The organism is Mesorhizobium sp. M1423 (assembly GCF_040317575.1).
GTDB lineage: Bacteria > Pseudomonadota > Alphaproteobacteria > Rhizobiales > Rhizobiaceae > Mesorhizobium.
Genome location: NZ_JAMYKU010000005.1, coordinates 201,483 through 214,696, shown reverse-complemented (window position 1 = coordinate 214,696; position 13,214 = coordinate 201,483). Strand labels below are relative to the sequence as shown.

General features: G+C 60.8%; 14 protein-coding genes. 4 read left to right on the top strand and 10 right to left on the bottom strand.

Translation table 11 applies throughout. From position 1 onward, the window contains the following. Positions 1–17: 17 nt before the first annotated feature. The gene (locus NKG95_RS09210) at positions 18–482 is read right to left on the bottom strand and encodes a hypothetical protein (RefSeq protein ID WP_352482312.1); all 465 of its coding nucleotides are present in this window, start codon (positions 480–482) and stop codon (positions 18–20) included. Between NKG95_RS09210 and NKG95_RS09205 the strand changes: the two genes are divergently transcribed. Further along, entirely contained in the window at positions 468–1,139 is a 672-nt protein-coding gene (locus tag NKG95_RS09205) for a class I SAM-dependent methyltransferase (protein ID WP_031193291.1), read from the top strand. The two genes, NKG95_RS09210 and NKG95_RS09205, sit on opposite strands and share 15 nt — an antisense overlap. A 129-nt stretch (positions 1,140–1,268) precedes the next feature. On the opposite strand, the gene NKG95_RS09200 is transcribed toward NKG95_RS09205, so the two are convergent. The 8 genes from NKG95_RS09200 to NKG95_RS09165 all read right to left on the bottom strand — a co-directional run bounded on the left by NKG95_RS09200 (position 1,269) and on the right by NKG95_RS09165 (position 7,673). Next, positions 1,269–2,465, bottom strand: coding sequence for a glycosyltransferase family protein (locus tag NKG95_RS09200; RefSeq protein ID WP_352482311.1), 1,197 nt, complete (start codon positions 2,463–2,465; stop codon positions 1,269–1,271). Further along, the gene (locus tag NKG95_RS09195) at positions 2,462–3,706 is read right to left on the bottom strand and encodes a glycosyltransferase (RefSeq protein ID WP_352884783.1); all 1,245 of its coding nucleotides are present in this window, start codon (positions 3,704–3,706) and stop codon (positions 2,462–2,464) included. Before NKG95_RS09195 ends, NKG95_RS09200 begins: the two co-directional genes overlap by 4 nt. A gap of 1 nt (position 3,707) precedes the next feature. Next, positions 3,708–4,922 (bottom strand): glycosyltransferase family protein, encoded by a 1,215-nt coding sequence (locus NKG95_RS09190; protein WP_023716538.1) that lies wholly within the window; start codon positions 4,920–4,922, stop codon positions 3,708–3,710. A gap of 103 nt (positions 4,923–5,025) precedes the next feature. Next, complete coding sequence (locus NKG95_RS09185; RefSeq protein ID WP_353040505.1) at positions 5,026–5,442, bottom strand: hypothetical protein; 417 nt, start codon at positions 5,440–5,442, stop codon at positions 5,026–5,028. A 344-nt stretch (positions 5,443–5,786) separates the two neighbouring features. Further along, complete coding sequence (locus NKG95_RS09180; RefSeq protein WP_023716540.1) at positions 5,787–6,305, bottom strand: SRPBCC family protein; 519 nt, start codon at positions 6,303–6,305, stop codon at positions 5,787–5,789. After that, positions 6,286–6,648 (bottom strand): ArsR/SmtB family transcription factor, encoded by a 363-nt coding sequence (locus NKG95_RS09175; protein WP_023716541.1) that lies wholly within the window; start codon positions 6,646–6,648, stop codon positions 6,286–6,288. The genes NKG95_RS09180 and NKG95_RS09175 overlap by 20 nt, the downstream gene beginning before the upstream one ends. A 103-nt stretch (positions 6,649–6,751) precedes the next feature. Further along, positions 6,752–7,105, bottom strand: a complete 354-nt coding sequence (locus NKG95_RS09170) for a hypothetical protein (RefSeq protein WP_023716542.1) — start codon at positions 7,103–7,105, stop codon at positions 6,752–6,754. Positions 7,106–7,385: 280 nt separating this feature from the next. After that, entirely contained in the window at positions 7,386–7,673 is a 288-nt protein-coding gene (locus NKG95_RS09165) for a winged helix-turn-helix transcriptional regulator (protein ID WP_245278483.1), read from the bottom strand. A gap of 194 nt (positions 7,674–7,867) precedes the next feature. Between NKG95_RS09165 and NKG95_RS09160 the strand changes: the two genes are divergently transcribed. Then, positions 7,868–8,722 carry an SDR family oxidoreductase gene (locus NKG95_RS09160; protein ID WP_353040504.1) on the top strand — a complete coding sequence of 285 codons (855 nt, stop codon included), beginning with the start codon at positions 7,868–7,870 and terminating at the stop codon, positions 8,720–8,722. Positions 8,723–8,777: 55 nt separating this feature from the next. Here the strand turns inward: NKG95_RS09160 and NKG95_RS09155 are convergent, their stop codons facing one another. After that, positions 8,778–10,838: a N,N-dimethylformamidase beta subunit family domain-containing protein gene (locus tag NKG95_RS09155; protein ID WP_352493881.1), complete on the bottom strand. Its 2,061-nt coding sequence runs from the start codon at positions 10,836–10,838 to the stop codon at positions 8,778–8,780. A gap of 197 nt (positions 10,839–11,035) precedes the next feature. On the opposite strand from NKG95_RS09155, the gene NKG95_RS09150 reads away from it, so the two are divergent. Next, a complete protein-coding gene (locus NKG95_RS09150) occupies positions 11,036–11,809 on the top strand; it encodes an SDR family NAD(P)-dependent oxidoreductase (RefSeq protein WP_023716546.1) in 774 nt (257 codons plus the stop codon). Positions 11,810–11,889: 80 nt separating this feature from the next. Next, entirely contained in the window at positions 11,890–13,212 is a 1,323-nt protein-coding gene (hisD, locus tag NKG95_RS09145; protein ID WP_352482878.1) for a histidinol dehydrogenase, read from the top strand. The last annotated feature ends 2 nt before the right edge of the window (positions 13,213–13,214 follow it).

The window sequence follows — 13,214 nt, the reverse complement described above, 5'->3', positions numbered from 1 at the left end:
ATGCGACTGCGGACCCTTCAGTTGAAAGGATGCAGGATGTAAACGCACCTGCTGGCGAATGGCGTATCGGCAATTTCTTCGTCGCCAACGACAAAGTCGAAGCTGCAGTGCACGGACATTGTCCTGCGCTCAACGATGCAAGGAACCTGCGAGGCGGCGCGATCCAGTTCCGGCGCATGGTCGATGACAACGACATGGGCATTGTTGATCAGCGAAGAAGGCAGCTGGCCAGACGGTTCGCGGCTTCCGCAGGGCGTTGGCGAATAGCCGAGCAGCACGAGGCCGCAGCTGGGCGGCTGGTGCTGGCGGATGGACGCCGATGATCCGGACAGATGCAACAGGCTCTCTCCGGCACCGGGCAATAGCCAAGCGGCTTGCAGCATAATCACGTCCGCGGAATCAAACAGTCTTGCGGGAGGCAAGATTGCGTTGTGTCGCCCGAAATCCCAACATACAAGACAAATATGATGGATGTCACGCAACCACGCAATGCCGGTATGGACTGGCACGAGCAAGCCTTGGACCTCACGCGGGGAATTGCTGCTTATGTCAACTGCCCTCTCGTGGCAGGGCTGGCGCGCGTCGTCACCAAGCATCCGAAGGCCGATATCGCCAACGCCTTCAACCACAAGCAGGTCGCCTGCAAGATGTGGGCGCTCGACAGGCTGTTCGAAAGCTGCGGCGGCCGGTTCGGGCGCATATGGGTTCTGGGTGGATGGTACGGCGTATTGCCGGCAATGCTTTTCAACGACGCCCGCTTCGACATCGCGGCGGTCGATAGCATCGACATCGATCCCGAAGTCGCGCCGGTCGCCCGGACCCTCAACCGGGAAGCCGGCGACCGGTTCCGGGCGCTAACGGCAGATATGTACGCACTCGACTATGCGGCCGTCCGGCCCGACCTGATAGTCAATACGAGCTGCGAACACATAGCCGATCTGCGCGCCTGGCTTGCTCTGCTTCCGCGGGGCACGAATGTACTGCTGCAATCGAACGATTATTTCAGCGAGCCGACGCACATCAACTGCGTGGCTTCACTTGCAACCTTCGAAGCAATGGCGGCGCTACGGGAGGTGCGGTTCTCCGGCGAACTGCCGACAAAAAATTATACGCGCTTCATGCTGATTGGAACTGTTTAATGTATTTCGCCCAAAAGTGCGTAGCGGTTTTCGGACAACGACATGCATAAAACAGGACTTGAAGCGCGTCGCACGAAACTCACCAGACGCGACGTGCGTTAGTCCTACCGAGTCAGTAACGCAGTAGGACTAGGATCTATCGTCTGTTTGATCATGAGCTTTTCCGAAACCGGGCTCCACTTTTAGGGACCATGTTCGATACCGCTCGTGCAGGATTTGCGCGGAGCGACGCGCGCCTTCCAGATCGAGACGATGCGCGGATGGCGTCGGTCTCACAAGCGCCTGTTCGATCGCTTGCGCCAAACCTTCAGGCGTTAGGTCCTTTTCCATCAGCACCGTTGCAAGACCGAGTTCTTCGAGCATCAGGGCGCGAACCGTCTGTTCGGTTTCCCCGCCGGCTGCAAATGGAACGAGCAGGGAGCGACAACCCGCGCGCAGGACATCGCAGACCGTGTTGTAACCCGCCTGCGAGACTGACAGGCGGGCGCCTGTCAGCAGGCTGGCGAAATCCTCGCGGAACCGGAAGATGGACAGGCCCGGCGTGGCATCGCGTGCGATCGCGTCAAATTCGTCTTTCGGCAGGTTTGGGCCGGTGATCAAACACCATTTCCGAGCGTTGTTGGCATTCCGCGCCGCTGCGATGGTGGAGCTGACAAGGCTCTTTCCGGCAGCCCCGCCGCCAACCGACACCAGAACGTCGAAGCGCTCGGAGGCCGCGGGCGAGGGCGGCGCGGCAACGAGCCCTGTGTAGGTGACCTCGGCCCTGATCGTCCCAGCCAGCGGAAATGTCTTGTCGATGGTTGCGAAAGCCGGATCGCCGTGGACCATAACAAGGTCGAAATGCCTGTTGATGAGATCGACCGTTTCCTCGTTTCGGCCCGGCTTGACGCGCTCCTGAAGGATATCACGGACGGACGTCGCCAGCAGCGGTCTGGGCGACGTCGCGTCGATGGCCTCGATCAGCGGCAAGAGTTCGAAACGCATCTGTCGGCGTCCAAATGGAAACGCCTCGAGAATGACGATATCAGGCCTGCAATCCCGGAATGCCTGCAGCAGCATCTCTGAACGCCATTTCTTGAAATCATCGTCGATCGGGTTGCCCTCCAGGTCGACAAGTCCGGAAAATCCTTCATCACCGGAGGTGACAGGTGGCAGGATTACAGATTTTACACCGAGTCCCGGAAACCCGGCGATCGGCGCTCCGCCGGTCACGACGGTCACGTCAAACCCGTCATCGACCAGAGCCGCCGCAATGCGGCTGGCGCGCGCAAGATGGCCGATGCCGAGCAGGTGCTGGACATAGAAGAAAGCGCGCAGCCGCTTCATTCGGCGGCCCGCCACTCCCGCTCGAACAGTTCCTTGAGCTGTCCAATGCTTGCCATATGATCGAAATTGCCGCGCACGCGCCGCTCTGCGGCGTCGCCGAGGCGGGCGCGCAGTACGGGATCACGGATCAGGCGATCCAGCGCCTGTGCCAGGGCAATTGGGTTTTCCGTCGGAACCAGCAGCCCGGTTTCATCCGGCGATAAAAGCTCCGGCACGCCGGAAATATCGGTCGACACGCAGGCAAGCCGCTGGCTGGCCGCCTCCACCAGAACATTCGGCAGACCGTCACGATCGCCATTTGCGGTGATCCTGCAGGCCAGGGCGAAGATGTCGGCGCGGCGGTAGTGCTCAAGCACTTCCTCCTGCGCAAGCGCGCCTTTCCAAGAGACGCGACCATCCAGTCCGAGCTTTTGCGCCAGCGCCTTGAACCGCTCCAGTTCCTCGCCGCCGCCGATATGCTCGAAACGCCACGCCAAATCACCGGGCAACAGGGCAAGGGCCTGCAGCAACGTATCGTAACCTTTCTTTTCAACGGCGCGCCCGACACTCAGAACGACAACCGGTTCGTCCGGCGCCGAGCCGTCATGCTGCTTTCGCGCCTCGCCGAAACTGCCGAAGCGATCAAGGTCGAGCCCATGATAGCTCAGATGTATAGACGAGTTGCCGTTAGCGAGTTTTTTCAGACGGTCGAAGCCGGTTTTCGTGCAGGTGACCGTCCAGCGCGCCGAGGAAAGCTTGCCGGCCAGATCCCAGTCCGCCGAAGTCCAGATGTCCTTGGCATGGGCCGAGCAGGTCCAGGGCAGGCCACGAAGCTGGCTGGCATAGCGCGTCACCGATGCCGGTGTGTGCGCGAAATGTGCATGCAGCCAGCCCGCGTCTTCCGGCCATTCGGCCGCCAGCACGAGCGCTTGCCCGAAGCGGCGCGCGCGATTGCGCGTAAAGTCGTGGGGGAGATCGGCAGCCAGCGATCCGAGCGTGCGCCAGAAGCACGGCCGCAGCAGATAGGCAAACAGCGAGCGAAGCACGCGCAGCGGCTCTTCATGCAGATATTCCGGCAGATAATGGACCGGCGCTTTGATCTCGTCATGCACGGGGTGGCGTTTTTCGTCGGTCGGCCGCCTGAGCGCGACGAGTATCAGGTCGAACCCTGCACGCTCCAGACCGAGCAATTCCTGCGCGATGAAGGTTTCGGACAGCCGCGGATAGCCCTTCAGAACCACGACGATCTTGCGATGTTGCAACTCAGGTCATTCCTTCAATGACCGAAAGGTGATGGCCGGCCCGCCGGTCGAGCAGTTCCGCGACGATTTCGGAAATATGAGGCAGCCCTTCCAGCGTCAGATGCGGATTGCTCTGTGATGGGTGGGGCCGGTCCGGCAGCGCCACCAGTGCATCGGCAAACCGCTGGGAATCCTTGGCTTCCTCCGGCAAAAGCATCTCGATGAGGCCAAGTTCGGCTGCGCGCCGAGCGCGGATCAGTTGTTCCTGGCGGGGCTCGACGCGCGGCACGATCAGCGCCGGCTTGTCGAAAGACAGTATCTCGCAATAGGTGTTGTAACCGCCCATCGCCACTACCGCCTTGGCGCCGGCAATCAGGTCTTCCATGCGGTTGTCGAACTCGATGATTTTGATGTAGGGGATCTTGGACCCCTTCTTGAGCAGCTTGTTGCGCTTGCGCGCCGGCATGTAAGGCCCAAGCACGATCAGGGCCCTATGCTGCAATTGCGGATCCTGCTGATAGGCATCGATGACGTCGTGGATCAGTTCGGCGCCGTCACCGCCGCCACCGGTAGTAACGAGGATATAGTCGCCCTCGGGCCGGTGGCCGGGCAACTCGTTCCGCTGCAGGCTCCGTTGCAGGAAACCGACGAACCTCATCTTTGCCCTGACAGCCGGCGGCACATCCAAGCCGGTCAACGGATCGTAGAAATCCGGCGGGCCATAGGCCCAGACCTTGTCGTAGAACAGGCCTATCTTGCGCATCACATCCCTGCGTGCCCACTCTGCTTCGAGCAGATGCGGCGCATCCATTACCTCGCGCAGGCCAAGCACGAGAGTGGTGCCCCGCGTCTTGAGGTAGGACAGCGTGTCCTCGATCTCACCGCGCAGGCCGAGCGGTTCCTTGTCGACGATGAAGATATCCGGCCGGAAGGTCTCAGCTGTATGGCGGATGATCGACTGGCGCATCCTTAGCGTCTCATGCAGATCGATGTCCTTTTCCAGCGAGGTGTATTCGCCGTTGCGCAGCTTGATGACGCTGGGGATCTTCACGAAGTCGACACGGGCGCGGTAGTCGAAGGCGCCAGCGATAGTCGCACCCGAAATGATAAGCACCTGAAGTCCGCGGAAATCCTCGACCAGCGAATGCGCGATAGTCCGGCAGCGCTGCAAATGGCCGAGCCCGAACGTGTCGTGGCTGTACATGAGAATTCGAGCGTTTTCTGCGTGCTGGGTCATTGTTGAACGTCTCTTAGAATTCTCGCTTTGAGGACCGTGAGCGACCCGCCGGCTTCGAAACCATCCTGGTTTTGAAACATGAGGCCGCGATTTTTAATTTGTATTACTTCTGTGGAATGCCTGTCAGATAACTTTCTGATTGCCTGAGTCCGAAACTAGATGGATTGGCGAATATCGCCTCGGCGGGAGCGGGTCGAGACTCCCTGTTGTTGTTTTGGGATGGATCGAACGGGAAAGCGGTGTCCAAAAGATCGGCAGAAGTCATCGCTCTTGATTCCAATAAGGCCTCTCCGAACTTGATTGGTTTCCGAGCGGTGAAAGCGAATTCCGCTATCCTGCGCATATAGTCAATTGCTTGATCGGTATACGAAAGGACAGGGTCACCGGGCGTCGCAGGGCGCATGTTGTTGTAGAACTCATTTCGCGCGCCATTGCTCTCGGTCTTGGGGGACCAAAAGTGCTGCCCATCAATCTCTTGACGGGCGGTCTGATTATGATTCACCGACCAGAACTGAGCCATCTATCGCCCAAGCTAGCCGGAATTTCGGCAGGAATCGAGTGGACGCCAGCGCTCACAACACACCGCCTGCGGCAGAGTGTGTGCAACACCGGTTACTTGTCGATCGCTATGGCCTCTGGCTAATGCCTTAGCTGGGGCGGTGACGGTCCTTTTTGAGACGACCTGAGCGCGTCGCCGAACGTCGCGAGGTGCGAAAATCACTCGATTGGTCCCGATAGTTGGCGAAACCTCAATGAGTTTGATGATTGGCCTCGTAGGTTCACAGAGGGCGGCGACGATCTCGTCGGGGTTCTCTTCCGCCTAGTTGAAGATCCAGGCTGCCGACCGGGAGATCGACGACTTCATCACCGTCGCACGCTCGCGCCTAGCGTGACGAGAAGCTCGTCCAGTTGCTCGAACGTCTCGCCCATCGCATCCGCCGCCCCGGTGCCGGCAGCGTCGAGAGCTTCCTTTGAGGGATAGAGCTCGTGCATGACCAGCAGCGTCTTGCCACCTTTTTCCTCGAAGGTCACCGTGGTGATGGGTCCACCGTCACCACCTTCGTCATTGGTCCAGACGAGGCGCGAGTGCGGTGTCACTTCGATATACCTACCGAAGAACTCGTCAGGGTTTGAGGCATCGTGGCCGAATACCAAACGGTACCTGCCCCCGACACGAACATCCATCTCGCAGGAACGCAGGAACATGCCCATCGACTTCGGTGCCCACCACCGCATGAACAGCTCGGGCTTGGTCCAAGCCTCGAACACGGTGCGTGCCGGCGCGTCAAAGGTTCGCGTAACGACCAGCTCCCGGTCGGACTTCCGTTCCACCATCGTGCGGTTCTGCATGGGGGTGGGCTCACTAGCTCTTGTTTCGTCCATCGACTTTCTCCTTCCGTTTCAATTCCTCGACAACCTTGTCCAACTCGTTGAAGCGTGCGTCCCAGAGCTGGCGGTGCCTCTCGATCCATGCCGCCTCTTCCTCCAGTGCGCGTAGGCCAAGCTTGCAGGTCCGCACGCGCCCAACCTTCTCCGTGGTGACGAGCCCCGCCTTCTCCAAGACGCCGACGTGCTTCTTCATGCCCGTGAGGGTCATGTGGAACTTTTCGGCAAGGTCCGTGATCGAGGCGTCTGCTCGTCCGAGTTGCTCCAAAACGCCGCGCCGGGTGGCGTCCGAGAGCGCGGCGAATGAGGCATCGAGGTGGGGCATTAAATACTGAACCATATGGTTCAGTATTTAACAGACGGGCTGGCGGCGTGCAAGGGGAGGCCGAGTGGGCTGCGTTGCCGGCCGCCCCTTCTGGAAATCGCAAGCGATTAGCGGATGTTCAAGTCGGAGCAGGGTCGGTGAGGAAGGGCATGATGTCCACGCCGTCTCCTGGGAAGACGGTGAAATGCGGGTGGTTCTCGAACAGGCGGGCGGCGGCATCGATGGTATCGGCCTCGACGACTATATAGCCGCAGAAAGGGTTCACGGCGTCGGCGATGCCGTCCCTGGTAACGCGCCTCGTCTTACCGACCATGCCGCCGCGATCGGGGAAAAATGCGGCATTTCTCTCCTCCCAGTCCGCCCACAGCTGTAAGCCGACGGCATCAATCGTATCCTGCTCGGGCTTAGGCAGGCTGCGAAAGCGGGCGAGGTCTTCGGGCTTCATGGTGTAGACGGCAAGAAAGCGGGGCATGCGGCGGTTTTTTCTTCGTGCTGGCAGAAGCATGCTAGCTTAGACTCCTGGTGGGCCCAAGTCACTGCGCATTACCACCCTTTGGCGCTCCGTATCTTTCAGTCCGAAATGATGACCCGAGGCTAAGGTTGGCCATCTATTTTGAACGCTGACCTGGGCGGGCGGAACTGCTCCACCACCAGATCAACACGCACATCAAGCGTCATCCTCGCTGTTAAGCGCAGGCCGAAAGTAGTGTCGACGCCACAAACTCGCGATTCTCTGATGTGCTCGCGATTCTCTAAAGAACAGAATCACCGAGCAGCAGGCGCGATCCGACCTCTACGATAGACCTGATAGCCGGCAGCAGCTCCTGCCCCAACGAGGTCAGCTCATATTCCACCGTCGGCGGCGAGGTCGCCATCACGTTGCGACCGAGGACGCCGCGCTCCTCGAGATCCCGCAGTCTGCTGGTCAGTACCTTCGCCGAAACGGCTGGGATATCGCGGCGGAGTTCCGAGAACCGACGCGGGCCTTCGCTCAGGGACCAGAGCACCTCGGGTGTCCAGCAGCCGCCAAGCAGCGCCATGCATCTCGACATGGGGCAGCCGGGGGGAGCCTTCACCTTCTTTCGCGCCTTGAGAACCATCGCACACCCTTCTCGAGGAGTTTCCAGTTGGTTACCGGAAAATGGCGGTAACCGCGAGATACGTGGTTTCCAATGGTAACGATGGCCGCTATTCGAAGGCTCTCCAATCACACAACCACGAAATGGACTGAACGATGTATGCAATAACTGGAGCAACAGGACAGCTTGGCCGTCTCGTGATCGAGGCACTGCTGAAGACCATTCCCGCCGACCGGATCGTCGCGGCGGTTCGCAATCCGGCAAAGGCCAGCGATCTGGCGGAGCTCGGTGTGATCGTAAGGGAGGCGGACTACGACCGTCCCGACACGCTCGCCCCGGCCTTCGCCGGCGTCCAGAAACTGCTACTGATTTCGTCGACCGAGGTCAGCGGCCGCCTGCCGCAGCATCGGGCGGTGATCGAGGCAACCCAACGCGCCGGAGTTTCGCTGATCGCTTACACCAGCATGCTGCATGCCGACACGTCTTCCGCAACGCTCGCAATCGAGCACCGGCAGACGGAGGAGGTCATCGCGGACTCGGGCGTTCCCGCCGTCATCCTGCGCAATGGCTGGTACACCGAGAACCATCTGCTGGCGCTTCCGGCGGCTCTGGAGCACGGTGCCTTCGTCGGCGCCGCGAAAGACGGGCGTTTCTCGTCCGCAGCGCGGCGGGACTATGCCGAGGCCGCAGCCGTGGTGCTGACGACCGACGACCATGCGGGAAAGACGTACGAGCTCGCCGCAGACCAAGCCTTTACGCTCGCCGAGCTTGCGGCGGAGGTCTCGCGGCAGTCGGGCAAGGCTATCGCCTACAACGATTTTTCCCAAGCCGCCTATCAGGATGTGTTGGCGGGGGCCGGGCTGCCGGCCGACCTCGCTGCGCTTCTGGCCGATACCGACGCCGCAGCCTCACGCGGAGCGTTGTTCGATGACGGAGGCACCCTCGGGCGGCTGATCGGTCGTCCGACCACTTCGATGCAAAGCCTCGTCGCGGCCGCATTGCGCGGTTGAAGGCTGGGCTCAGCGACTTGAGGATGCGGTCTTTCTCGTAATGAGACCAATCAGCTTATCGATTTTCTCGGCCGGGTTCTCCTTTCGTCGCGCCGAGGCGGTTAAGCAGATTAAACGTGATCCTGCCGACATCGTTCATGGCGCCTGCGGCTGGCAGCGCGCCGCACCAGGCAACCGAGCTTGCCGAAAAGATCAAGCCGCCTGCTGCGAGCTTTCGCAGGGTCATTTCGGCGCAGCGGCGGGCGATGCGTTGCGTATCCCCGCCCTCGCACCAGCGCGTCGGATCCTGGAAGAAGCTGTCGGGAAATCCCGTCGCACGCGCGATCACGACGGTGTCCGCGGATGTGCCGAGGGCTGGATCCGTCGCATCCACTTCGTAGCCCGCGGCACCGCCCAGCACGATGCCGTCCGAACCGAAGGTCGCATTTTCAACGCCTTCGAACAGCCATGCGCATCCTGCTTCATGGCTTTCGTCAGTGCGCGTGAAGGGGCGTGCGCCTTCGAATCCCATCAGTGAGATCGCGCCACCGATCAGCGAGAATTCGCCGCGGCCACGGGAGCGGAGATAGCCGCCTGGTTCGTTGGTGATCGACAGCGCTTGTTCGGCGACCGGGCCGTCCCACGTGCGGCCGGCCTCCAGCGGCGAGCGCCGCAGCTCCATCAGATCGTCCTTGAAAGCCACAGTGGCGGCGAAGCCGTTTCCGCCGAGATAGGCGATGCTGCCGCCTTCGGCCACAAACTGCCGCAGCGCCTGCTCCATCTCGATCGACATATATTCGGGATGACTGCCGGTGACGACCGCTTGGTGTCCACGCAGACCGTCTATACCGCATTCGTGCAAATCATGATCGGTCATGACGTCAAACACGATTCCATTGTCGTGGCAGAATCGGAGGAAGTGCAGATCGACCGGCAAATTGTGTGGGCAGCCGCAGAGGGGATAATCGTAATCGTCCCTGAGCGTCACTTTCGGCTTTTTGTAGGAGCAGATAGAAACGCCGCTAAGGTCGGAGTGGTAGTCGTAAAGAGACTTCAGATTGTTGGCGACCGCGAAGCGATGTCCCCGGTCGTCGCTTTTCCATTCATAAAGATGATCTGGGAGATATTCGTCCGCATAAGCGAGATAGGTGGCCGTCGGCACGAGATACAACAGCGGCGACGAAACCTGTGATGAGGTGACGAAGAACACCACGCGTTCGTAGCTATCCTCCCATTCGATCTGGAACGCGTAGACGCCTGGGCGTGCGTTTTCAGGGATTGTCACGCAGTGCGATGCCGGCCACTCAAGCGGGCCGATGTCGTCGTCGTGGCAATGGATAGCGTCGTAGTGCGACGGCACGAAGCGAGGTTCGAAGCTCGATCCGTCCCAGCGTGCCGAAGTCATGCAGAAGGCTGGCTGATTGATCACATCGAGGAGCAGCGGATCTGCTCTGCCCGACGACAGGATCGGCTGCGTTGGTAACAGCGTCGGGAAATCCCAGGCAATGGTCCCCTGCGGTGTCTCGAGCCGGATCGCGGCAAATTTCGCGTTGAGGGTAGGTTCGTGGTGAGTAGCACTTGCGCCGAAATGGATGCCGTGCGCTTGAAGGTTCCGCGCAGGGCTGCCAAAACCTTCACGAAGTTCGTAAGGCGCGAGGAGATCATGCGATTTGATCCGCAGACGCGGCTGCTCCTGCCGCAGATCCAACTCGACAGTGAGCCACACACCAGTTGGCGCCTTCCTCTCGACAAAGGTTTCGCCGCCGATTTCCAGGGCAAATGCGCCGTCGCGGAGGCGCAGCCCGAGGGCGCCCGCTTCCAGGATCGTACGCGCACCTCCGTTGCGCGTGAGGAACAGCTCAAAACGAATGCCGTGGACGGCTTGTACTTTGGCCAGTTCGCCGGCTCGCACGAACAGGAACGACCCTTGGTCGAAATGCCGATGCCGTGGTTCACCCACCGCTTCGATGGACCAGGCCAGAAATTCCGGAGCCGGCTTGTCAAGTCGGCAAATTCGTGTGGCCTTTATCGGCCGATCGCATGACAGGCTGAGGTTGATCTGCTGGCCTGCTTTGGCACTCCAGGGGGTGGTATAACCAACCACGCTCATCGCGTCGTGGTCTACTGCGCGCTTCATCTATCCTCCCGATGAACTCCAGATGGGCTGCGGCGAACCGCGCAGACCGGTCCGATGCCGGCCAATACGCTGCCGCTCTGACAAGCAAAGTTCCGCATGGCGCACTACCGCCATGATGTACATGCTTGTATAGATAAGCTGCATTCGGATAGTCTCGACGCGATCGGTCCAAGCGCGACATTACCAAGGAGGATGACATGCGCAACGCATCTCTCTTCGACCTGTCAGGCAGGAAGGCGCTTGTAACCGGCGCAAGCCGTGGCATCGGGCGCAGCATCGCCGAGGCGCTCAGCGCAGCCGGCGCCGACGTCGCGATCACGGCGCGCAGCGTGGCCTCGCTCGAGGAGACGGTGGCCGCCATCCGCACTGCCGGCGGGGCCGCGCATGCCATCGCCCTGGACGTCACCGATGTCGACCAATGCCGGGCGGCGACAGCCGAGGCCGGCAGCCTGCTCGGAGGTCTCGATATTCTCGTCAACAATGCGGGTGTGGAAGAGGTCCGGCCCTCGCTCGATGTCGACGAGGCCTTGTGGGACAGGATTGTCGATACGAATCTCAAAGGCGCCTTCTTCTGCGCCCAAGCCGCCGCGCGGCAGATGAGAGACGCCGGACGGCCCGGCGTCATTATCAATCTCTGCTCGTTGACCTCCGAGGTCGGGATTCCCACGGCGGTGCCTTACGGCTCGTCGAAATCAGGCCTCCTCGGCATGACGCGGGCGCTTGCGGCGGAGTGGGCCGATCTCGGGATCCGGGTCAACGCCATCGCGCCTGGCTATTTCAGGACAGCGATGACAGACGTGTTCTACAGCAACGAGGCATGGCAGCAATCGATGCTCGCCAAGATTCCGCAGCGCCGTTTTGGTGATCTCTCGGACCTGCACGGAATCGCGGTGTTCCTCGCTTCGGATGCGGCAGCCTACATAACGGGCCAGTCCATTCCCGTGGATGGAGGCTTTCTCGCATCGATTTGAAGGCTTCAGGGACTGGAGACGTGTCCCAGAAGTGATCGACAAGCGCTAACCGTGATTGCGTACTAAGAAAAGGAGCCGCCATGTCTGACGTCAGCTTCCACCGCCTGTCATCCCTCAGTGTCGATCAGCGCGCCAATTTACTTAAACGCGCCGAAGGAGATCTGTCTTCCTTCATCGAAAAGGTCCGTCCAATCATCCAGGCCGTCAAGAATGAAGGTGACGCGGCCTTGCTCCGGTTTGCGCGCGAGCTCGACAAAGCCGATGTTGCCGACGGTGGACTGAAAGCTTCGGAAGCGGAGTTCGATGCGGCATTCGACAAGGTCGACAAGGATGTCGTGGAGAGTATCCGGTTTGGCATCGAGAACATAAGGCATTTCCACGAGGAGCAGCGCCCGGAGACGATGTGGCTCAAGGAAGTTCGGCCTGGCGCCTATGCGGGTGACCGATACACACCGATCGCTTCGGTTGCGCTTTATGTTCCGCGCGGCAAAGGCGCCTTCCCCTCGGTGACGATGATGACCTCGGTTCCGGCGGTGATTGCCGGGGTTCCGCAGATCGCGATCGTGACGCCTGCGACTTCGGATGGTTCCGTCGATGCCGCGACGCTGGTTGCCGCCCGCCTCGCCGGCGTGGAGACCGTGTACAAGTGCGGCGGCGCCCATGCGGTTGCCGCTGTCGCCTATGGAACCGAGACTGTGAAGCCCGCCGTCAAGATCGTCGGACCGGGGAGCCCGTGGGTAGTGGCGGCAAAGAGCGTGTTGTCCCCGATCGTCAACACGGGTCTCCCCGCCGGTCCGTCCGAAGCGATCATCTTTGCCGATGACAGCATCGACGGCGGCCTGGCCGCTCTTGACCTGTTGATCGAGGCCGAGCACGGGCCGGATTCGTCCGCCTATCTGGTGACGCACAGCCGCAAGGTCGCCGAAGCCGCGTTGATTGCGATACCGGAACACTGGTCCCGGATGACCGAACAGCGCGTGGAGTTCTCGCGCGCCGTGCTCACCGGAAAACGCGGCGGTATTGTGCTGACCGAATCGCTGGAGGACAGCTACCGCTTCATCAACGACTATGCGCCGGAACATCTCGAGATTCTGTCAACGGAGCCATTTGCGCATCTCGGACGTATCACAGAAGCCGCCGAGATCCTCATGGGGCCGCATACACCGGTGACCCTCGCCAACTTCGTCCTCGGGCCCAATGCGGTGCTGCCGACCAGCCGGTGGGCGCGAACCTTCGGACCGCTTTCTGTGACGGATTTCGTCAAGAGATCATCAGTCGGCTATGTGACCTCGGCCGCCTATCCGGAACTCGCACTGCATGCCCGCAGGCTCGCCCGTTACGAAGGGTTCAGCTCGCACGAGAACGCGGTTTCGGAGATCCGCGATCGCTATCTCGCCGGCTGAGC

What these genes read in the sequence shown, in the direction of transcription:
- NKG95_RS09205 (WP_031193291.1), top strand. Translation starts at nt 468, where the DNA reads ATGGATGTCACGCAACCACGCAATGCCGGTATGGACTGGCACGAGCAA.
- NKG95_RS09200 (WP_352482311.1), bottom strand. Translation starts at nt 2,465, where the DNA reads ATGAAGCGGCTGCGCGCTTTCTTCTATGTCCAGCACCTGCTCGGCATC.
- NKG95_RS09190 (WP_023716538.1), bottom strand. Translation starts at nt 4,922, where the DNA reads ATGACCCAGCACGCAGAAAACGCTCGAATTCTCATGTACAGCCACGAC.
- NKG95_RS09185 (WP_353040505.1), bottom strand. Translation starts at nt 5,442, where the DNA reads ATGGCTCAGTTCTGGTCGGTGAATCATAATCAGACCGCCCGTCAAGAG.
- NKG95_RS09180 (WP_023716540.1), bottom strand. Translation starts at nt 6,305, where the DNA reads ATGGACGAAACAAGAGCTAGTGAGCCCACCCCCATGCAGAACCGCACG.
- NKG95_RS09175 (WP_023716541.1), bottom strand. Translation starts at nt 6,648, where the DNA reads ATGGTTCAGTATTTAATGCCCCACCTCGATGCCTCATTCGCCGCGCTC.
- NKG95_RS09170 (WP_023716542.1), bottom strand. Translation starts at nt 7,105, where the DNA reads ATGCCCCGCTTTCTTGCCGTCTACACCATGAAGCCCGAAGACCTCGCC.
- NKG95_RS09165 (WP_245278483.1), bottom strand. Translation starts at nt 7,673, where the DNA reads ATGGCGCTGCTTGGCGGCTGCTGGACACCCGAGGTGCTCTGGTCCCTG.
- NKG95_RS09160 (WP_353040504.1), top strand. Translation starts at nt 7,868, where the DNA reads ATGTATGCAATAACTGGAGCAACAGGACAGCTTGGCCGTCTCGTGATC.
- NKG95_RS09155 (WP_352493881.1), bottom strand. Translation starts at nt 10,838, where the DNA reads ATGAAGCGCGCAGTAGACCACGACGCGATGAGCGTGGTTGGTTATACC.
- NKG95_RS09150 (WP_023716546.1), top strand. Translation starts at nt 11,036, where the DNA reads ATGCGCAACGCATCTCTCTTCGACCTGTCAGGCAGGAAGGCGCTTGTA.
- hisD (WP_352482878.1), top strand. Translation starts at nt 11,890, where the DNA reads ATGTCTGACGTCAGCTTCCACCGCCTGTCATCCCTCAGTGTCGATCAG.